18 protein-coding genes are annotated in these 22,287 nt (G+C 32.3%); 13 read left to right on the top strand and 5 right to left on the bottom strand.

Going from position 1 to position 22,287, the window contains the following annotated elements; translation table 11 throughout:
• The first annotated feature begins 190 nt into the window (after nt 1-190).
• The 9 genes from Z053_RS0116235 (at nt 191) to Z053_RS30270 (ending at nt 11,058) form a co-directional block, all read left to right on the top strand.
• Nucleotides 191-535: a YciI family protein gene (locus tag Z053_RS0116235; RefSeq protein ID WP_025666045.1), complete on the top strand. Its 345-nt coding sequence runs from the start codon at nt 191-193 to the stop codon at nt 533-535.
• Nucleotides 536-575: 40 nt separating this feature from the next.
• The gene (locus Z053_RS0116240; protein ID WP_241459838.1) at nt 576-902 is read left to right on the top strand and encodes a YciI family protein; all 327 of its coding nucleotides are present in this window, start codon (nt 576-578) and stop codon (nt 900-902) included.
• Between the two features lie 5 nt (nt 903-907).
• Complete coding sequence (locus Z053_RS0116245; protein ID WP_025666047.1) at nt 908-2,185, top strand: RNA polymerase sigma factor; 1,278 nt, start codon at nt 908-910, stop codon at nt 2,183-2,185.
• Between the two features lie 365 nt (nt 2,186-2,550).
• Nucleotides 2,551-4,938 (top strand): DUF2339 domain-containing protein, encoded by a 2,388-nt coding sequence (locus Z053_RS0116250; protein ID WP_025666048.1) that lies wholly within the window; start codon nt 2,551-2,553, stop codon nt 4,936-4,938.
• Nucleotides 4,939-5,034: 96 nt separating this feature from the next.
• Nucleotides 5,035-6,264, top strand: a complete 1,230-nt coding sequence (locus tag Z053_RS0116255; protein ID WP_025666049.1) for a DUF3999 family protein — start codon at nt 5,035-5,037, stop codon at nt 6,262-6,264.
• A gap of 438 nt (nt 6,265-6,702) precedes the next feature.
• The gene (locus tag Z053_RS0116260) at nt 6,703-7,179 is read left to right on the top strand and encodes a hypothetical protein (protein ID WP_025666050.1); all 477 of its coding nucleotides are present in this window, start codon (nt 6,703-6,705) and stop codon (nt 7,177-7,179) included.
• A 251-nt stretch (nt 7,180-7,430) separates the two neighbouring features.
• Nucleotides 7,431-8,342: a hypothetical protein gene (locus Z053_RS0116265; protein WP_025666051.1), complete on the top strand. Its 912-nt coding sequence runs from the start codon at nt 7,431-7,433 to the stop codon at nt 8,340-8,342.
• A gap of 52 nt (nt 8,343-8,394) precedes the next feature.
• Nucleotides 8,395-9,696 carry a nuclear transport factor 2 family protein gene (locus Z053_RS30265; RefSeq protein WP_025666052.1) on the top strand — a complete coding sequence of 434 codons (1,302 nt, stop codon included), beginning with the start codon at nt 8,395-8,397 and terminating at the stop codon, nt 9,694-9,696.
• Nucleotides 9,697-9,735: 39 nt separating this feature from the next.
• Entirely contained in the window at nt 9,736-11,058 is a 1,323-nt protein-coding gene (locus tag Z053_RS30270) for a S41 family peptidase (protein WP_025666053.1), read from the top strand.
• Nucleotides 11,059-11,085: 27 nt separating this feature from the next.
• On the opposite strand, the gene Z053_RS0116280 is transcribed toward Z053_RS30270, so the two are convergent.
• Entirely contained in the window at nt 11,086-11,802 is a 717-nt protein-coding gene (locus Z053_RS0116280) for a LytR/AlgR family response regulator transcription factor (protein WP_025666054.1), read from the bottom strand.
• On the bottom strand, nt 11,802-12,839 hold the full coding sequence (locus tag Z053_RS0116285; protein ID WP_025666055.1) for a sensor histidine kinase: 1,038 nt from the start codon (nt 12,837-12,839) through the stop codon (nt 11,802-11,804). Before Z053_RS0116285 ends, Z053_RS0116280 begins: the two co-directional genes overlap by 1 nt.
• Before the next feature lie 512 nt (nt 12,840-13,351).
• Between Z053_RS0116285 and Z053_RS0116290 the strand changes: the two genes are divergently transcribed.
• Nucleotides 13,352-13,900 carry a hypothetical protein gene (locus Z053_RS0116290; protein WP_025666056.1) on the top strand — a complete coding sequence of 183 codons (549 nt, stop codon included), beginning with the start codon at nt 13,352-13,354 and terminating at the stop codon, nt 13,898-13,900.
• Nucleotides 13,901-13,906: 6 nt separating this feature from the next.
• Here the strand turns inward: Z053_RS0116290 and Z053_RS0116295 are convergent, their stop codons facing one another.
• The 3 genes from Z053_RS0116295 to Z053_RS0116305 all read right to left on the bottom strand — a co-directional run bounded on the left by Z053_RS0116295 (nt 13,907) and on the right by Z053_RS0116305 (nt 18,559).
• A complete protein-coding gene (locus Z053_RS0116295; RefSeq protein WP_025666057.1) occupies nt 13,907-16,744 on the bottom strand; it encodes a T9SS type A sorting domain-containing protein in 2,838 nt (945 codons plus the stop codon).
• Nucleotides 16,745-17,192: 448 nt separating this feature from the next.
• Nucleotides 17,193-17,528, bottom strand: a complete 336-nt coding sequence (locus Z053_RS0116300) for a hypothetical protein (protein ID WP_025666058.1) — start codon at nt 17,526-17,528, stop codon at nt 17,193-17,195.
• 263 nt (nt 17,529-17,791) lie between these two features.
• On the bottom strand, nt 17,792-18,559 hold the full coding sequence (locus tag Z053_RS0116305) for a phosphatase PAP2 family protein (RefSeq protein WP_025666059.1): 768 nt from the start codon (nt 18,557-18,559) through the stop codon (nt 17,792-17,794).
• Between the two features lie 294 nt (nt 18,560-18,853).
• On the opposite strand from Z053_RS0116305, the gene guaB reads away from it, so the two are divergent.
• From guaB to Z053_RS0116320, 3 genes are read left to right on the top strand one after another with little or no spacing between them, the layout of a single operon-like run.
• Nucleotides 18,854-20,329: an IMP dehydrogenase gene (gene guaB / locus Z053_RS0116310; protein WP_025666060.1), complete on the top strand. Its 1,476-nt coding sequence runs from the start codon at nt 18,854-18,856 to the stop codon at nt 20,327-20,329.
• Nucleotides 20,330-20,337: 8 nt separating this feature from the next.
• Nucleotides 20,338-21,441 carry a hypothetical protein gene (locus Z053_RS30275; RefSeq protein ID WP_025666061.1) on the top strand — a complete coding sequence of 368 codons (1,104 nt, stop codon included), beginning with the start codon at nt 20,338-20,340 and terminating at the stop codon, nt 21,439-21,441.
• Complete coding sequence (locus Z053_RS0116320; RefSeq protein ID WP_025666062.1) at nt 21,413-22,252, top strand: tetratricopeptide repeat protein; 840 nt, start codon at nt 21,413-21,415, stop codon at nt 22,250-22,252. The genes Z053_RS30275 and Z053_RS0116320 overlap by 29 nt, the downstream gene beginning before the upstream one ends.
• Nucleotides 22,253-22,287: the final 35 nt, after the last annotated feature.

Raw genomic sequence — 22,287 nt, forward strand, 5'->3', positions numbered from 1 at the left:
TTCGTAAATTCCATCAACAAAGAGATGAGGTTAATTGCCGGGGAATAACACAATATCAAATTAGAAATATCATTTTGCAATATTTTTTACAACATTGTACTAAAAAATATGGTGTTGCTTGTCCAAAAATAAAAAAAGTGTTCGTCATAGTAATGTAGAAAATAAATAAACCATTTAAAAAAACAGACAAATGAAAGAATTTATGTTTCTTTTTAGAGGAGATGACAAAGTATGGGATTCTAAATCTCCAGAAGAACAACAAAAGCATATGCAAAAATGGCAACAATGGATCGGTGAGATGGCTCAGCAAGAAAAATTTGTTGGAGGTGAGCGATTATATTCACACGGTAACACAATTTATCCCGGAGGAACCAAAGTAACAGATAGACCATTAACAGAAGGAAAAGAATTGGTTGGAGGATATTTGGTTATTAAAGCAAACAACCTAGAAGATGCTACCGAAATGGCAAAAGATTGCCCGGGATTACAATGGAATTCTTGTGTAGAAGTAAGAGAAGTATGGCCAGAAGATTAAGATAATAGAATATTAAAAAGATATAGTAATGAAAGAGTTTATGTATATTATCCGTGGCGGGCATGATGCTAACCGATCACCAGAAGAGATGCAACAACATATGCAACATTGGCAACAATGGATGGGTGGTTTAGCAAAATCAGAGCAGCTTATTGGTGGTCAGCCATTAATGAACGAGGCCAAAACATTGACCGAAGGTGGTAAAAAGGTAACCGATCGCCCATTAGCAGAAGGTAAAGAACTAGTTGGTGGATACTTGCTAATTAAAGCAAACTCTCTAGACCATGCGGCACAAATAGCTAAGGATTGTCCAGGTTTTGAATATGGATGTAGCGTCGAAGTACGAGAAATAAGCCCAATGGAATAACTTTTTTGGAAAATAGAGATCACATAGATCATACATTAAACCATCTTTTTAGACAAGAATCTGGAAAGATGGTTGCTGTATTGATTAAAATATTCGGTACCGAAAATATAGAATTAGCAGAAGATGTAGTACAGGATGCTCTGGTTAAAGCTCTAGAAACCTGGAAATATAGAGGGATGCCGGATAACCCAAGAGCGTGGTTATATCGCACAGCTAAAAATAAAGCTATAGATGTTATCAGGCGTAATAAGCATAGTAGTATTATTGATTTTTCTGATCCCGAAAAACAACTACTAACTTCTGGGTATACACTAACTACTACAATGGATACTTATTGGCAGGAACAACATATAAAAGATGATTTTCTGGGAATGATGTATGCATGCTGTCACCCCGATATCTCACAAGAAAATCAAATTACATTTATTCTAAAAGCATTATGTGGATTTAGCACTAAAGAAGTTGCAAGATCTTTTCTTACCAGTGAAGATACTATTTCTAAGAGATTGTATAGAACCAAAGAATATTTCAGAAAACGTAAGATACGTCCTGTAATCCCCACTATTAATGAAATTAATCTTAGAACCAAAACGGTACTTAATACAATCTATCTCATGTTTAATGAAGGATATAATTCTACTCATGCCGATCAATTGATTCGTAAAGATTTAATTAGTCAAGCAATGTTTTTATGTCGGTCTCTTTTATCCGAGAAACGTACGCAGTTACCCGAGGTTTATGCTTTGATGGGATTAATGTGTTTTCATGCCTCTAGAATTAATAGTAGGCTAACAGAAGAAGGGAGGCTTATTTTGCTTTCTAAACAGGATCGTACAACATGGGATGCAGAATTAATACGATCTGGAGAACAATATCTAAATAAAGCTGCTTTTGGAGGAGAACTCTCGACATATCACCTCGAAGCCGCTATCGCATATCAGCATTGCTGTGCAAAGCAATATACAGATACAAACTGGAAAATGATATTAGAGTATTATGAACTCTTATTAAAGATTGCTAATGATCCTATCGTTTTTTTAAATCGATGCTTGGTTATTCTAGAACTTAAAGGCCCAAAAGAAGCAATAACAGCACTCGAAAGTGTAAAGAACGACAAATTACTAGAAAAATATTATCTATATCATGCAACTTTAGGCGAAATCTACCAACGATTAGAAGATAATAATACAGCTACAACATATTACCAAAAGGCAATACAGCTCACCCAGTCCAAACAAGAAAGACAATTTCTTAAAGATAAAATTGCTCGTATATCGAATTGAAAATTGGTTATGATAACGATGTTTCAGAAAATCTTTTTACCTTTTCAGAATAAATGTCTTTTATTCTGAAACTCCATGCGAAATAAATAATATTTTTCACGGGAAACAGTGTTCTATAAATTGTACGTATTATAGATATTTGTTTTACTATTCAAACTGTGCATACTATATATGGTTTTGAAAAACTAAACAGAATAAAAATAAATTTTGAAAAGAAACAGGTCTTTAATTTATATAGTGAGTAGTATGTACTCTTAGAAGTGATGATATAGCGCTAAATGTAAGCTTATTATATTTTGTAGTATCTTAATTTATAAGAGTTTTGAGGAATACTTAGCATTAGGCAAATATAATAATATTGTAATATGGGAAACAACCAAGATCAGATACATCAGCTTATGGAAAAGCTTGAAATCCTACTGAAAAGACAACAAGATTTCTCGACTCAAATACAAGGCCTTAAAGATGAGATATATAAGCTAAAAACAACATCGACCAACCAGCCTGATATAAAAACAGAAAATCCAGCTCTTGTTTCACCTACAGCCGAAGTTACAAAAGAAAGTATCAAAGAACCACCCTCTTCGGTTAAGCCAGAGGCTGTACAACCAACGCTAGTAAAAGAAGAAAAACCTGTTATTACCAAAATAAATAAACCAAAAAAGAAATCTAATCTTGAAAAGTTTATTGGAGAAAACCTAATCAATAAAATAGGTATTGTTATTATTATCATTGGTGTTGCTATTGGGGCAAAGTATACAATAGAAAATGATCTAATAGGACCATTAACCAGGATTATACTGGGGTATTTAACAGGATTAGGGCTTTTGGGAATTGGGATGAAACTAAAGAAAAAATATGAAAACTTTAGTGCGGTACTAGTTAGTGGTGCAATGGCTATTTTATATTTTATTACGTTTTTAGCATACGACTTATACGGCCTGATTCCGCAGACTTTGACATTTGTTCTTATGCTATTATTTACGGCATTTACTGTTTTTGCAGCAATACAATATAATAAGCAAATTATAGCTCATATAGGACTAGTAGGAGCCTATGCAGTTCCTTTTTTATTAAGTGACGGATCGGGTAGAGTAGTAATTCTGTTTAGTTATATGGCGATTATTAATATAGGTATTCTCATTATTGCCATCAAAAAATACTGGAAACCCCTTTACTTTTCGTCTTTTTTGCTTACTTGGATCATTTTTATGTCATGGTATGCCGATAAATACACAATAGAAGAACATTTTACCCTTGGTTTTATATTTCTTACTGTCTTTTTTATCACATTCTATCTTATGTTTTTGGTATACAAACTCAGAAAAAAAGAAAGCTTTAAAACCATTGATGTAATTCTACAATTATCTAATTCATTTATCTTTTATGGTATTGGATTTTCGATGTTAAGCAATCACGAATATGGTAAAGATTTATTAGGTGTATTTACATTAGCGAATGCAGTGATTCATTTTGTGGTAAGTGTTATTGTATATAGATTAAAACTAGCTGATCGCAACCTATTTTATTTTGTATCTGGTATGGTTTTGATTTTTATTACGATTGCATTTCCTGTACAACTAGATGGAAATTGGGTTACACTGTTATGGGCAGGAGAAGCAGCATTGTTATTTTGGATTGGGAGAACCAAAAAAGTACCGATATACGAGATTCTCTCATATCCGCTGTGGGCCTTAACTTTTTTTAGCCTTTTACATGATTGGATCGTGGTGTACTATAGATATAGCCCAACACTGCCAGAAACCAGACTAATGCCAGTGTTTAATATTTATCTTATGACATCAATATTGTGTATTGTGTCTTTTGCATTTATTTATATCACACATCGTAAAGAGAAACTATCTTTTCCCTGGCCAAAACAACCCTGGTTGTATACAATGCTTACCATAGGCCTAGCATTACTATTAATATGTACTACCTACTTTACATTTTGGATAGAAATAGATAGTTATTGGAATCAGGTTTATCAAGATATAGATCACCATTACATTTCCCAAAATATTGATGGTACAGAACAGTATATGGTATTATCAGATACTAGAAATTTTAGAGCTATTTGGCTTATTAATTATAGTTTGTTGTTCTTGGTTATTTTGTCTTTTGTGAATATCCAAAAAATTAAAAATAATGCCTTGGGGTATATTACTCTTAGTTTTATGTTGTTAGCTCTTTTTGTGTTTTTGACCAGAGGATTGTATTTGCTAAGTGAGTTTAGAGATAGTTATTTAGAATTAAAAGGAACAGAATTTAGTGCGACAGCTTTTTCTCATATAGGTATTCGATATATTTCTTTTGGATTTGTAGCAGGTTTGCTATTTACTTTTTATAAGTATGTACGGCAAAAATTTCTGGGTAGAACCTTTAAGGTTGCTTTTGAAATTATACTGCATTGCACATTAATCTGGATAGTAAGTAGCGAATTAATACATTGGTTAGACTTGTCTGGGTATACAGAAACATATAAGCTTGGATTAAGTATTTTATGGGGTATTTATGCATTATTGCTCATTGTTTTAGGAATATGGAAACGAAAGAAATATCTACGTGTCTTAGCAATTATAGTATTCGGAATTACACTTATAAAGTTATTCTTTTATGATATTTCACATATGGAAACTATTGCGAAGACTATTGTATTCTTAGCTTTAGGAGTGCTTCTTTTGATTATTTCATTTTTATACAATAAATACAAACATATTATTGCAGATGAAACAAATAGTAACAAACCTTAAAAATTTCTTTATAAAGGATATGTTTAAAACCTGTAAAGTGAGAGTATCATAATTATATGTGTTCTTAATTCAAGATAATTAAAAAGGTGTAAACTCATGAAAAAGAAAATTATAAAATTCCTAGTGCTATTGATTAGCTTTGGGGCTTATGCTCAGATGGACCAATATGCTTATAGAAGTATGTTGCCAGAGATAACAGATACCTGGCATGCTATTAGTTTACCCGATGAAGTTTTTAGTAAAGTTTCACCAAATCTATCTGATATTAGAGTTTTTGGGATCACAAACAAGAAAGATACAATAGAAGCCCCTTATCTTTTACGATTAAAAACCGAAAAAAAATCCTTTACTAAAATACCTTTTACCATTTTAAATACCTCATTTAATGAGAAAGGAACATATATTACATTAGAAATCCCAACTAAACAACCAATTAATCAGATTCATTTAGACTTTGAGCAATCCAATTTTGATTGGTTAATTACCTTAGAAGGGACTCAAGACCGTAAAGAATGGTATACCATAAAAGAAGACTATCGTATACTTTCAATAAAAAATGAACTTACAGACTATCAATTCACTACAGTACGATTTCCTAATGCGCAGTATCACTATTTCAGGATACTGATAAAAAGTACTAAAAAACCAGTTTTACAATCAGCTAATGTAACCAGATATGAAATTAAAAAGGCAAATTACAGGGAATATGGCATAGAAAAGCTAAATATTCAGAATCCTAAGGGTACCAAAAAAACTATTATCGATGTAAGTCTTAAAACTCCAGTTCCCGTAAGTTATATTGGTGTCCAAGTACAAGAAACTTTTGATTACTATCGTCCTATATCTATTCGATATGTAATAGATAGTATACAGACTCAGAAAGGCAGTTGGAAACCTAGGTATCGAGAGCTTAATTCTGGAGTACTTAATTCTATAGAAGATAATGTATTTACCAATACGAGTACAATTGCTCAGAAATTTAGAATGGTGATTGATAATCATGACAATCAACCTTTAAAAATTAATAAAATCATTGTTAAAGGATATCAACACGAACTTGTTACGCGTTTTACAAATCCGGGAACATATTATTTGGTTTATGGAAATGATAAAATGAAAAAACCTTCTTATGATCTTAATTATGTATCTGCAAAGATTCCAGATGAGGTGACAACACTATTTCCAGAAACACAGTCGACGATTGGTCACGAAGAATCTTCTGTAACAAAGCCTTTATTTGCTAATAAAATCTGGCTATGGGGTATTATGGGTATTGTGATCCTGTTGTTAGGAGGATTTACATTATCTATGATGAAGAAAAAATAAAAAGTATATTTTTTTCTGCCAGAATGATAAGAAAAACCTATGAAAAACACTTCATTTGGGTTTATGTGATTTATACTTCTATTTTTTTTGAATCTTTTTTATTGAGTTTTTTGAGTATTGATATGGTATACAGTGATTTAACAGGATAAAAAAACTGAATACTGTTGAGGGAAACCGTAAATAACTTTAGAAATAATTACTTAGGTTAGCAGTATTACACATATGATAATAAAGTTTTTAATCATACCGAATAGAATCTTGATTAATGATAAGTTTCATAGTTAGAGAATTAATATCCTGTGTGAATATGTCTTAGTGTAATACAGAATCGGAAAATGAACAAGAAATAAATAAAAACTCTACATCTTACCTGTTGCGGTGAGATTACGTCCAATATAATGAGCTCTAGCTTAAGGACTCCAAAAAGAAAACTTGTAAATGAAAATTGAATTACTATCTATTTTTGATGGATTATTTAGTGTAAACACTAAAGAAAAGAAGGAAGAAACGAGTGCTTCCAAAATTTTTATGACCGATACACATACTAATTCTGGTAGAACCTTGATGATCGAAGAAGAAGACTATGCAGTTTGGGCTTATCTCCTAAGCACAGATAAAGAAGATATTGATTTTGATGGCTTTCTATGTGCAGTAATTGATCCAAGATTTTCTGATGTAAAATCGTATAAGAACATTCGGGAAAGAAGAGATGCACCATTACCAGCCTTATATGCTAATCGATATAGTTATGTTAAAAATCTTAAAAAGAAAGATATAACAATACATTGGCAAGAAGAATATGTAACTATATTCATAAAGAAAAAAGTATATCTTGTTATGGATCTAAATGCAAGAACCAGCTATTCAAAAGCGTTAGCGAATGATTGTGACTACGGAAAACAACTAAAAAGCTAAGCAGGGATATAACCCATTACCTTCTCTCAACAACATCTATTTCTCGATGAAATACAAATATTTAGCTTTTGACAGAATGTCGAGATAGATATTTAATATAGAGGTATGATCTTACCGTTCAGCAAAAATATTTAACTACAAGAGTATGATTGTGTTACCTTGGTGCATAGAACAGAATTAATGACTGTTAATAGTAACTATGTGATCTCACAAAGTAATTGCCCTTTTTGTTAGTTAAAAATTAAAAAACAATGAACAAAAACATCGTACTTATAATTAGCCTTTTAACTATAAGTCATATATTTTCTCAACAAATACCAGATACGACCTATAGCCCCGAGATAATAACAAAAATGTACCCTAAAAAAACCGGTACTACGATACATATAGATCAAGGACATCGTAATTTTCATACAAAGAACAATAGGTTTTTACCTTTTGCAAAATTAGTGTCAGAAGATGGTTATAAAGTCGATGGTTTTGATGGGAAATTTGAAAAAGATAAGCTAAAAGATCTTAAGATATTGGTGATCTCTAATGCGTTATCAGAAAATAGCAGACCTCCTTTTGTTGCTCCCACAGAGAGTGCTTTTTCGACAAGTGAAATAAATAATGTAAAAGAATGGGTTAAAAATGGGGGCTCTCTTTTTTTGATCGCAGATCATATGCCCTTTGCTGGGGCCTCTGCAAATCTTGCCAAAGCTTTTGGTTTTACATTTTATGACAGCTTTGTAATGGATGCCGATGACAAAGGAATTTTTGACTTTTCTCGAAAAAATGAAATGCTCGGTAATCATGTAATAACAAATGGAAGAAATCATCAGGAACGAGTACACAAAATAAGAACCTTTACAGGACAAGGGTTTAAAGCACCAAAAAAAGCTTCTTCTATTTTAAATTTAAAAAAAGAATATACTGTCTTTATAACAGATACTATGTGGGTTTTTAATGAAAAAACTCCAAGAATCTCTGCAGAAAACTTATCTCAGGGAGCTGTCTTAGAATACGGAAAAGGTAGAATAGCAGTATTTGGAGAAGCAGCCATGTTTACGGCTCAAATTGCGGGTAGAGATAGGGTTAAGGTCGGAATGAACTCTGCAGAAGCATCAGAAAACTATCAGCTATTACTTAATCTGATACATTGGTTAGATAGGGCGTATTGATTTAATACAGTAAGAAGTGTCAATATGTAAAAAACACTAAAAAGATACATTTATGAAAAACACACCACGAAATAATCTCGTTTTAATAATTGCATTTCTGTTACTAACAGTATTGCATTTTCCTAAATCTAGTGCCCAACATGCTACAACAGAACAATATTTTAGGCACATGAGATATAATCATGTATCCCCACATGTGAAGATAAAAGGAATTCACGAAATAAATCAACAAGAAGCTCAACATACGTCTCATTATGTTTTTAAGTACAATGAAAAAAAACAATTGATAGAGATTGTTAATTATCATTATCACGACCAACGAAAACACCCTTTAGCAACAATAGGGGCACATAGAACGGTTTTTGATTACTCTGATGGTGAAGAGATTCGTACTTTTTTTGATAAGAAAGGAAAGCGAATGGCTAATAATCGTGAAGTCTTTAAAGAAATATACCAATATGATAAAAATGGATTCATAAATGCACTTGATTTTTATGATTTGAACGATGAACCTATGGAGTCTAATTGGAAAATTGCGAATTATCGGTGGTCAAAAAACAAAAAAATGGTGATAGAAAAACGGTATGATCTACAAAATAACCCTGTTAATATTTCACCGTATTTTGAATTTGGGATAACAGGAATTTTATATAGAAAAGATGGATCTCCAAAAGCTAATTATAATCTTAATGAGAAATTAGAAATTCAAGAAAACTCAATAGGAGTGGCCTCTTATGAAGACACCTATGATGAAAAAGGAAATCATGTTAGGTATTCTTATCACAATGCAAAAGGAAAATTAACTAAAAACCAGTGGAATTTTGCAGCCAACAACCAAGAGTTTGACGATAAGGGATATCTCATAAAAGGAGCAATGTTTGACGAAAATAATGAACTAACGCACGAACGAGACTTTCCTTCTGTTACTCATATAAGAATGGCTAGCCCAGCAAGTAAAAAAGATACTATAGAAATAAAAGAAAGAGCGTTAGGGTATTTAATAGCACTACAGGAATTAAAACCTGATCTTATGAAAGAAGTGTTTCATAAAGATTTAGCTAAGAGAACAATGGGGTTTGATCGAGAAAAACAAAAAGAAGTGATTAGAGAAACTAGCTATGAACAGATGGTAGAGTTTGCAAAATCATGGAACAAATCCGGAACCAGATTTCCTCCCAAACCAAGTAATAAAATAAAGATATTAGATATCTATAATCGAATAGCTACAGTTAAATTGATTTCAGACAATTGGGTAGAATATTTACATTTAGTAAAAACAAATGACCAATGGCAAATCATAAATTTACTTTGGCAACATAAGAATGTAGATCGATATCCAAACCAAAATAAATAAAAATAACACTTCAGATACATTATAATACAGATTAAAATAATGAAAAGTAAAATATTAATATTCGTTCTAATTACCTTAACTCCAATACTTCTATTAGCTCAATCAAATACCGATGTTATTAAAAGAGTACAGAAGCTTATGACAGAGAACTATGTTTTTCTGGATAAAGCAAAAGAAGTAAATCAACGTCTGGACGAATTGATGAAAGAAAAGTATTTTGATACTTTTAAAAAACCAGGAGAGTTTGCAAAAGCGTTGACAAAAGAGATGCAAAAAATCACAAATGATAAACATCTAAATATTGCTCCTCCAAGACCTCGAAATAGTAGACCGAGTAATCCTTTAGGTTTCATTCCCATGCATCTGCAAAATATAGAACGTTTTAGAAGAGGAGGGTTTGGAGAAGTTAATTTTTTTGAAGGAAATGTAGGTTATGTTCATTTAAAAGGGTTTAGAGTTGAAGACACTATAAAAGTAGATCCTCTAATGAAGTATTTATCAACTGCCGATGCAATAATTATCGATTTGAGAGGAAATGGCGGTGGTAATGGTCCTGTTGGAGTTAATTTAAGTAGTTATTTTCTTCCCACAAATCTACCACTAACTGGCGTGTATACACGAAGAACAGATACTATGGAAAACTATAATACTGTGCCTGTTAAAGGTATGCAAAGATTAGAGGTTCCTTTATTTATATTAACTAGCGGTAGAACTTTTTCTGCATCCGAAGCTTTTGCATATGATCTACAAGCAAGAAAAAGAGCCACAGTTATAGGAGAGAACACTGGTGGTGGTGCACATCCTGTAAATTTTATGAGATTACCACAAGGGTATAGACTTATTGTTCCAATTGCTCGCTCGATCAACCCTGTAACAAATACAAATTGGGAAGGTGTTGGAGTGATCCCAGATATTAAATCTACTGCCAATGATGCACTAGAAAAAGCTAAAGAAATAGCTAAAGCAAGTGCTGCAAAGTATAGAGAAAAACCCTTTAAACAACTTGAAAAGATTTTAGAAAAAAATGAATTTACAAAACAAGATGAAGAAACTGTTTGCGAACTTCTACAATTGATATTGAAAAGAGGTCATATGGAAAGTTTTATGATTAACGATATGGGATATAATTACCTGCGGGAAAAAAATATAAAAGCTGCTCTGGCAATTTTAAGAGCAGGATCAATTCTTTTTCCTGATTCTCCCAATGCCCAAGATAGCTATGCCGAGGTTTTAGCACAAAATGGACAAAATAAATTAGCATTAAAACATTATGAAGCAGCTGTAACTATTGCAAAACGTAGAAAAGATAAACAAACAGGATTATATGAGAAAAACTTAAAAAACTTTAAAGCTAAGATGTGATATTCATGTTATAGTAAATAACAGGGTTTACTTCCAAACTTTTTTTCCGGTCTGATATATTTTCTCTAGAGCATTATCTCTATAACTTCTTCCCATCGGGATGGTATGATCATTTATCTCTAATACATTTCCTTGTATAACACTTATATAGTGAAAGTTTACTATAAAAGACTTGTGTACTTGTACAAACTGAGATGAGGGTAATAGTTCTAACATTCCGGAAAGAGTTTGATAAGTGACAAAAAACCTGTCTTTTAGGACCACTTTAATATAATCCTTTAAACTTTCAATAAAAAGAATATCGGTATAATATACTTTAATTTTTTTATTATCTACTTTAAAAAAAGCTGCACCAGCAGGGGTTTCGGGCATTTTTATAGGTTGATCTGTATGTGTTCTTACTTTTTCAATGGCTTGTACAAATCGATAAAAAGGAATTGGTTTTATTAGATAATCAACAGCATTAAGCTCAAATCCATCTACGGCATAATGCCGATGTGCCGTAGTAAAAATAACCTTGGGAGGAGAAGAGACAGCTTTTAAAAAATTGATCCCGTTGAGCATAGGCATTTGTATATCTAAAAAAATGAGATCGATAGTTTCAGAATTTAAAAACTCGATAGCCGATAAAGCATCATCAAATTTTCCAACTTCAGATAAAAAATCTAACCTACTGATGTAATCAGAGATAACATCTTGAGCTAATGGCTCATCATCTATAATAATACATTTTATAATACTCATCAATTATCTAGTTGTATACTTAGGTCGACATAAAATTTATGTGCACGTTCTTCTAACCTAAAGGTATGTTTTTGAGGATAAATAATCTGTAATCTTTTAGATAAATTTTGAACGCCGATTCCGTTTTTGTTACCTTCTTTTACAGAATTTCCTACCGGATTAATAGTGCTAATGTGTAATTCGCCATTGTTGACCGCTATTTTTATTTGTATATCCACATCTCCTCTTTCATTTAAAGAACAATGTTTAAAAGCATTTTCGACTATAGGAATTAGGATAAGAGGAGTAATCATTACACCACCAAAATTACCAGTGATTTCCATCTGTAAGTTTAAACGATTTCCAAAACGTAACTTCTCTAATTCAATATAATCATGTAAGTGATGTATTTCCTTTTCTAAAGAAATTTTGTCTTCACTACCTTCATATAAGGTATAAGATAATAAGTTTGATAGTTGTAATAGAGCTTCTGGAGTTTTTTTTGAACCTTTTAATGATAATGAGTACAGATTGTTTAACGTATTAAAGAGAAAATGAGGATTCATCTGGGATCTCAGAAAATTCAGTTCACTGATTTTTTGTTCTTTTTTTATTTTTTCTAAGTTGATCTTATTTTCGTAGTGATCTTGTAAAATCTTGATAGCAGTAGGAGGACCAAACCATAATAATATTGCTCTCGCAAAATCCAGTATTCTAGGAAAAGAAAAAAAATCAGAAGGAAGTTTTGGTATTTCTAGTAAAACCGGATAGATAAAGTAATATTGAAAAAGTTTTACAAGTAATGAGTTTATAATAAGAAGAGGAATGAAAGCCAGAAAATAATATACATAACGTTTGGTACTAATATACTTAGGCCATAAATAATACATATGTATATAATAAAATGGGATTTCTAGTAAACAACCCAGGTACTTATAAGAAGCTTTTGTCAAAGAAGCACCATACATTACATCCATTACTATCCAAATCAATAAATAAAGAATCCAAAAAACAATATGTTTTAAGGTTCTATTTTTAAAAAATACAGAAGTTGTCATAATAATGTAGATGCTATTAAATATACCTCAAACAGGGTAAAATGGATTGTAATATCGTTAAATTATGAGTATTTGACTATTATTTTCTCTCAACAACACTTCTTGCTCGATGAAATATAGAAATATATACTTGTGTAATATGCTTAAAGCCTATTTAATAAAAGCTAATTACACATCCTACTTATTCCTTAAAATCGTATTTTTTATAGGATTTCCTGATAAAAAACTATATTTGTTGCTTAGTTATAATTGCATTTTATATAACTAAACGTAAACCATTTTTGAAAACGGAGTAAGTTTAGATACCTACTCCGTTTTTTGTTTTGAACTCATCCTGAAGTGGTTTTAGGCCGAAAAGTTTGGCTTTTGTGTCATGATGAAGTTGATTTTTTTTCAGTATAGTTAGCTACATTGAAAAAAATGACAAAATTGGGGTAGAAAATATAAATTTTGTAAGTAAAAGTATTACTTAAGAAGAGTTCTTTATACAAAAGCATCAATAAGAAGTAATTATGTCAATACAGAAAAATAAAAACAGAATTGAAAGTACAAATTGCATTGTGGCCGAAGATCATATTTATTTTCCCAAAGGATATTATTTTAAGTATGGATATCTAAAAGATAAAAAGAAACTACCGTTCTCGGTCATCAATGAAATAAGAATCAATACAAGACCAGTAACTGCAAAAATTAATACTAACGAAATCATTTTTCTACAAGGTCTGGATAAGAAACAATGTATTGAGATTAAAGAAAAATCGAATATTAGTTTAACTACTCCGGTTGATAATTGGTCATTACTATGCGATGAGTTTTTGGATACAGAATTTAGTGAAACACAGAAAGAAAATGTAATACAATTACTTAAAGAAAACGGAATTGATAAAGACGAAGTACGTCAAATACGAAAACGTATTTCTTCAAGAATGCTATTTCGCACCTTTTTCTCATGGGAATGGATATATTATGGCCAGTTTGATGTTCTTAAACAACTTTGGCCCATGAGTTATAAAAAATACTGGTGGACTATGGAAATCGCTTTAAGAAACAAAAAAAAATAACCCAGTTTACTGTTTCACCATTTTAGTGATAATTTGTGAGCCATCATTTCCTTCTAGATTTACAAGATAAATACCAGATTTATAGCCACTAATATTAACATCGAATTCCTCACCAGAAGTATAGGAAAATCTTTCTACCAGCCTGCCATCTACTGTAAAAATTTCTCCTTCATATGCAACAACACTTTTTAATGTCGAGCTAATTGTAAATGTACTTTTGGCTGGATTAGGGTAAATAGAAAAGACCTCTTTCTCTACAATAGGAGGGTCGGTTGGATTATCTTTTACATCTAAAGTAGCTTCAAACATCCCTCGACCATGAGTAGCTGCTACAATTTTCGCATCTGATTCTCGTATCGCGATCATATCTGTTCTTACATTGGCAAGGGTTTCATTTTTAGGAAACCATTCTGCTTCACTTGATTTTATATCATCTGTAGCCCATACTCCGATTTCTGTAGCCAACAAGACTTGTGATCGATTAAAAGGATTAAATAGTCCCCATCGTACTGGCATATCAGGTAGATTACCTTCTTTTTCTGACCATGAGCTTCCTCCATTATCACTATACCAAACCGAACTAATACCGTAGTTAGAAAAAGTAATTAAAATCTCATCTTCTGTTTCACCAATATCAATACTGGATATAGTAGCAGGAGGGAATGAATTACTACCGATCTCTGTAGCAGTAGGTGTATCACTCTGTGCATTTGTTACTTTAAATAATTTACCAGATTGAGTACCAATAAACAATGTCGAAGTTCTTGTCTTATCATATGGTGATACCTTTATACTAGAATAGGGAACAGTCGACCCTGTGTTTAGTGGTGTGAATTTTGAAAGTATAGTATCACTTTTTATCTCAATTCTTAATAACTCATCAACATGTTGATTATCTGTTGAGGTAATTGCACCACCAAGTCCCATTGCGTTTGCAAAAATTGTATTGGTTTGAGAATTGTAATCTGTTGCATTAATAAAAGTACCACTTAATAGACCAAAGTAAGTAAAATTTTCGCCAGCATCCCTGGAAATAAAATATTGATTATGATATACCGTAGTGATCCTGATATGAGGTTCGTTTTTATCAACAAACGCAAATACACCATCTCCACCACTTACCATATCGGTAACATCAATAGGATTACCGTCATATCGTAGCGTACCATTATCTTGTGTACCTCCATAATAAGCATCAATTCCTTTTCCCGGGTGAATACCAATGGTATAGTATTGAATAGTATTTAAGCCTTTATTTACGTCAAAAAAGGAAGGAAATATATTTAAAAAGTTATCAAATTCGGCTACATTAGAAGTAGTCATATTATTTGAATAAAATACGCCTCCATCGGTAGAAATAAGAACTTCATCAGAAGAGCCTGGTCTATACAGAATAGTATGTTGATCTGCATGAACATATTTTGGGAATTTATGACGATTTGCTACCCAGTAAGAAATCGATTGCCAGCGTAATGCACTAGCATCTGAAGTATCAGCAGTATCGGTTCCTGTTAATTTAAAACTATTGAGACCACCTATAATAATAGTGTTCTCATCAACAGCATCTACTCCTATAGCCATGGCATGCCAGGTAAGAGAACCCCAGCCTCCCCAGCCCAGATCTCTACTTGGACCTGCAAATTCTGACCATGTGTTACCAGCATCAGAAGATTGTAAAAGGATACAAAAATTACTAGAGTCTCTAATAAACCCGGAAGGAAATTTGAACCCTCCGCTTATAATAGCATAAACTCTCTTTGGGTTAGAAGGAGCAACTGCAAATTTTACTCTACCTGGATAAAGGTCACTTGAAGGATCAAATCTGCTTGTTGCAAAAGAATCATCAATAGTCCAATCGGTTCCGTTTAAAGAACTAAGTATTGTACCTGCTCCGTTTTCATCAACATTTCGCATCGTACCCACAAGAAGTTTTCCTCCATCAACTTCTTGTATATCTGAAGGAGCATATGGTGTAGTATCTCCTATTATATTTGGAAGCACTTGTACCCAGTTAGTACCACCGTCTATTGATCGATATAATCCATTGGTACTATTAGATCCATGCGGAGCTCCTTTATAGGTTCCCGAAGCAACTGCAGCATAGAGTACACTTGTACCAGCTTCATTTCTAACCAGAATATCGTTTACATAAGCAAAATCAGTACTTGATGGTAAAAGCTGCCAGGTTTCACCATGATCAACAGATTTCCATATACCTGTACCACGACCAGAGGATTCCCGATAAATATTTACAGCTGTATAAGATTCTCCCGTTCCTACATACATCGTATTACTGTTATCAGGATCAAAAGCAATGGCGCCTACAGCCAGATTTTCAAAAAAACCAGATGCATTTTCCCAGGAGGAAGCTGGATTTGTAATATCATTATTATACCATAATCCACCAGTAACCGATCCGCCCCATATTTTCTTATGTGTTGCGTCTGAAGGATCAAAGATTATTTTTCGAATTCTACCCGATATGTTAGCAGGGATATTTTCCCATTGTATTTGATCACTACTGCTTTTTTGTAGTAATTTACTCTTAAGTGCTTGTGCTTTGGTAAATTGAAATGATTTTAATAAACGCTCTTTAGGTACATTTTTTGTTGCCGGATCTAGAGTAGTAAGATATTCGTGAAGTGCAGCAAAATCTGGCCTATCAGGTTTTTTACTATTTAATTCTCCTGGTGTTACATATGCTTTTTGATAAGTGTCGTTCAAAAAGGCTTCATGTTCTTCTCTTAGGTTAGAAGTTTCTAAATTATAATGTAAGAACCATCCGCATAGAATTATAGTTAACATAATTGTAATTATGCGATGTTTTGTAGTTTGTGTTTTCATTCTACAGAGTGTAAGGTTTGGTTTATTATATCAGTACCCTTAATGTAGTTTACATTTAGAATATTGATTATTTGTTATATAATGTGTTAAACAACAGAGTGTTAAAATAATTCACTTTGATGTGTTATCATTATAAACAAAAATCATTTTTGTAAATATAACCAATTGATTAAGAAGTTGTATTTCTAAATCTATACAGAGATCAATAGATTAGTTTGTATACGACACTTTTTTTAAGAAAAAAACCTATCTATTTCTAGAAAATAAAGTATCCAAAAGACCTGAAAAATAGTAGATTCCATTTAATTTAACAACACTTCCACTGTCACCAGATTGTGAACCAATTACATTCTTCACAATTTATATTTTTTTAGAACTCTCATTTCTGGCTGGCCCATGTGTTAACCGAGAGTAATGGTATTTTGTTGTTTTTCAGATCTTTTGGGTACTATGCAGCAAGCTCCCCATTTCCTACTGTTTCTTTGCCTGTTTCGATTGATCCCCATTTAGAACTCGTATTAAGTTTAATTGATACAGGACTTTCGCTTCTAAGGGTTTCAAGAATAGATTGTAATTCTGTTTCATGAAAATAGAGTATGATAGCTCCATTGCTATGTTGTTTGTTTTCTGGCAATGTCTTTTCGTCTTTAATAATAGCTAAATGCCCTATGTATTCCTGACTTTGACCATAAAGGTATACAAACCCCATTTGGTAACCGCCACCACCGGCATAATTACTAACAATTTGAAGACTATAACTTTCTACTTTGTGTGAAACAATCATTTTTATAAATTTTGAAATATGAGTTAGACTGTTTTTGTTTATTCAAAAGTAGTGTATTAAGTGTTATCAAAGTAGAGGGAAAACACGGATTTTGAGTAGGGGATATTGCCCCTTGTAGGATGGATCATCCGTAATTGTATAATATGGTAGTATGGTTAAAACACATACGAATGATACATTTTGTATACTGTTCTGTCTTGTTAAAACAATATAGAAATTGATTTTTTGAAATTTGTATAAATTTTATAAAAACTTCTATTATCTTAGAAAGTTCTAGAAAGGTAAAACCCAACAGATTTTTCACTGAATTGTGGGGCGAAAGCTATTCCGTCTAATTTTTTGAATGGATTCCAGGAGATAAGATGATTAAAATGATATACCAGCTTTACAGATAATATCCCTATACCAGCTCCGACCAAAACATCAGAGAGATAATGCATATTATTAAGCATTCTTAAACTTCCTGTAGTAATAGCAAAAAAGTAGCCGCTATACGCCAAAAGAGGATTAGTGTCTTTAAATTCTTCATACAATACCGTAGCTGTTGTAAATGCTGTAGTAGTATGCCCCGATGGAAAAGAATTAGCATTGGTAGAACCTCCCGGTCTGTACTTATGAACCTCTCTTTTCAATAAGGAAGAAGCACCATTACTTATGATAGATGAAAGAACCAGATTTTTGGTTTGATCAAACCAATGGCTTTTTGACTTTGCTCCTAAAATGTCTGCAGCATACATTTCTACAACGGGAGCATATCGAGTGTAATCATCCATACCAAAATAAAAATCATCACCAACCATATTTCTAAGGTCTTTTTGAAATGATTTCTCAAAACTACTCGTAGATAAAAGAATGCCAGTAGCAATCAACGCTACAGGTATAATTCTTTTACTAAATAAAGTTTTTTCTGGTTTAAATTCTATCTGACTAGAATTCGTGAATGTTGAATTGGTAAGTGGCGCATCAGTAAATTGAGCATTGGCAATATTGATATATAAAAATATCAATACCAGGGTTAGCATAGTTCTCATACAATAATTTTTTTGGGGCTGTAGATCGTTTTGATAAACTTAATACCAAAAAAACCTGACAAACTAAATATACTGTATAAATATTAAAATAATGTTAATAAAACTTATTTTGTTAATAAATAATTAACAATTCTTGAGAAAATACAGATATTTTAACATTTCATCGATAGTTTTATATGCTACTTGTCAAAATAAACCGATAGCACGAATGATTTGATTATCAAAATAAAAAGGTATAGGTTTAATATTCCTTAAAAAAGGCGTATATTTGCACGCAATTAAATTTTAATTGCAATGACAGCACATGAATCCAAAATCGTTGGAGAAGGTTTAACCTATGACGATGTTCTTCTAGTTCCCGCATTTTCTGAAGTCCTACCAAGAGAAGTAAGTATCAGGACTAAGTTTACAAAAAATATTATACTTAATGTTCCTATCGTTTCTGCAGCAATGGATACTGTTACAGAAAGTCGTATGGCTATTGCTATGGCTCAAGAAGGTGGGATAGGAGTGTTGCATAAAAACATGACTATCGAAGAACAGGCAATTAAAGTGCGTAAGGTAAAACGTGCAGAAAGCGGTATGATTATCGACCCGGTAACATTACCTCTAGATGCTAAAGTAATTGATGCTAAAAACAATATGCGAGAGCATAGCATTGGCGGGATTCCAATTGTAGATGATCATCATAAGTTGATTGGTATTGTTACCAATAGAGATCTTCGTTTTGAAAAAAATGATCAACGACCTATATCCGAAGTAATGACTAGTAAAAATCTGGTTACGGTAGGAGAAGGAACATCATTACAGCAAGCCGAAGTAATTTTACAGGATAATAAGATCGAAAAACTACCAGTAATAGATAAAGAAAATACCTTAGTAGGCCTAATTACTTTTAGAGATATCACCAAACTAACATTAAAACCTATGGCCAATAAAGATAAGCTTGGGCGCCTTAGGGTTGCAGCTGCTATTGGAGTTACTGGTGATGCTGTAGAGAGAGCAGAAGCCTTGGTGAAGTCTGGAGTAGATGCTGTGGTTATCGATACGGCACATGGGCATACCAAAGGTGTGGTTGCAGTATTAAAAGAAGTAAAAGCAAAATTTCCAGAATTAGAAGTAGTTGTAGGAAATATCGCAACTGGTGAAGCTGCAAAATATCTGGTTGAGGCAGGTGCTGATGCTGTAAAAGTAGGAATTGGCCCGGGATCTATATGTACTACAAGGGTAGTAGCAGGTGTAGGGTTTCCTCAGTTTTCGGCAGTATTAGAAGTTGCCAGTGCAATAAAAGGATCTGGAGTTCCTGTGATTGCAGATGGAGGTATTAGATACACTGGTGATATCCCAAAAGCTATAGCAGCAGGGGCAGATACAGTAATGTTAGGTTCACTTCTGGCAGGAACTAAAGAATCTCCGGGAGAAACAGTGATCTATGAAGGAAGAAAATTTAAAACCTATAGAGGCATGGGATCTGTAGAAGCGATGAAAAAAGGTTCTAAAGATAGATACTTTCAAGATGTTGAAGATGATATCAAAAAACTGGTTCCAGAAGGTATAGTAGGTAGAGTAGCTTATAAAGGAGATCTTGTAGAAAGTATACACCAATTTATAGGAGGATTGCGCGCCGGTATGGGATATTGTGGAGCAAAAGATATTTCTACATTACAGGAAAATGGTCGTTTTGTGAAGATTACTGCTAGTGGTATTAATGAAAGCCACCCGCATGATGTAACTATTACCAAAGAAGCACCTAATTATAGTAGAAGATAATAGCAAATATGAAATACTTAGATCAAATAATATATCTCCTTGTAGGAATATTTGTTATTGGTCTACATTCTTGTAAACAAAAAGAAACTTCATTTATAGATGAAAACTTAGTTCAAGGGACTTGGATAGGAGGAGCATTTAAACATGATAAAGGTTTTTACATACCTAGCAATTATGTGTTAGAATTCAAAAAAGATACGCTTTACTTCAAAAACCTGAAAGGCACTAAATCCTTTAAAAATGGCATACAATTTTCTAAGGACTCTATTACATTAGACACGACTTCTTATCCTATTCGTAAATTTTATATAAAAAATGATCAGTTAAGCTTTCTTGATAAAATTGAAGCGCATCGTTTGATTGAAACAAAAACTATTAATGTTCAGGAGTTTGAAGATTTTTTGTTATCAAAGGATTGGCAAATAAATAATGAATCTGGGGTTTTTAGATTTAGTAAAGAAGAAAAACGACTACAATTTATAAATACAAATAGTAATGAGTATCATACCTATTGTTATGAATTCATTACTTTTCAGAATGCTTTATTCCTTATCAAAAAAGGAAATCAATTAGCATGTGATCAGAATTATCAATTTTGGGAACAGGTACTTTCATATGACGAAAATAATATCTATACCTTTGGTTTTAGGGATGGAGGGTTTAAAAAAATACAATATACATCCGTTCGAAGATCAGAAACCGAGATAAAACCAGTTTCATTTCAGCTTTGTAATCAATATATTAACAAGAATTTTCCTGGAGATAGATATTATTATCAAGGAACATCTTATAATGGAAGGCTTTATCATATAAGAAAGATTTTTAAAGAAAACTATAAGGTGCCCGATGGTAGTACAGAGTCAGGGATATTTCAGGTTCGATTCGTAGTTAATTGCGAAGGAAAGGCGGGGATGTATGAAACACAGGCATTTGATACTAATTATCAACATAAGGAGTTTTCAGCAGAAGTGGCTAATCAGATTTTTGAAATTACAAAAAACTTACAAGATTGGATACCTGGTAGAAAACCAAAAAGTGATAAAGCTATAGATACCTATATTTATTTAAGTTTTAGAATTAAAAATGGAAAGATTATTCGTATATATCCTTAATGTTTGTCTTATCGGTTTGCTATATTCTTGTCGAGAGGAAAAAGTTGTAGACTATTCAGAATGGACAGAAAAACAGAAATCTGAAGAAACCAAACGTTTGGAGTATGAAAAGAAATGGTTTTTTCAAGGAGCTGTAAATGAACAGGCATATCTTGATACGTTAATTGCTCTAAACCCTGATACAGCTGATTATTACATCGAAAAATCAATTGCAAATAGTAAAATTGGAGATTATCATATTGCTATTCCGTTACTTGAAAAAGCAATGGAGATTGATCCAAAAGAGACGCTATATTATACATCTTGGTTAATGACAGATTTGTATAAAGATTATGATCGAGCCTTACTATACCTTAATCAATATGATGACTATACTCCGAATAAGACGGATTATGCCTGGGGAGAGAATGTTAATTCATTAAAAGGAGAGGTATTACAGGCGTTAGAAAGACATGAAGAGGCTATACATGAATTTACAAACGTAATAAAAGAAGAAGGAGATTATGTAAAAGCATCTGTTTATGTATATCGTGGGATAAGTTATATGCATCAAAAAAAGTATAAAATAGCTATTTCAGATTTTGATATGGCGATTAAGTTATTTGACAAATCTTCTATGGGATATTACTACAAAGGACTAACCTTTTTAGAAATGGGTAATAAAAAAGAGGCGATATTAGCAATAGAACAATCAAAAAAACTAATTGAACAAGGATACAAAGCTTCAGACCCTTATAAAGAAGTATATAATGAGATATACTTGATGCAAGTAGAGGATAAACTAAAAGAAATTACGAATAATACATTATAAAAAAACGCATCATTCGATGCGTTTTTTTATAATGT

The organism is Aquimarina megaterium XH134 (genome assembly GCF_000520975.1).
Classification (GTDB): Bacteria; Bacteroidota; Bacteroidia; order Flavobacteriales; family Flavobacteriaceae; genus Aquimarina; species Aquimarina megaterium.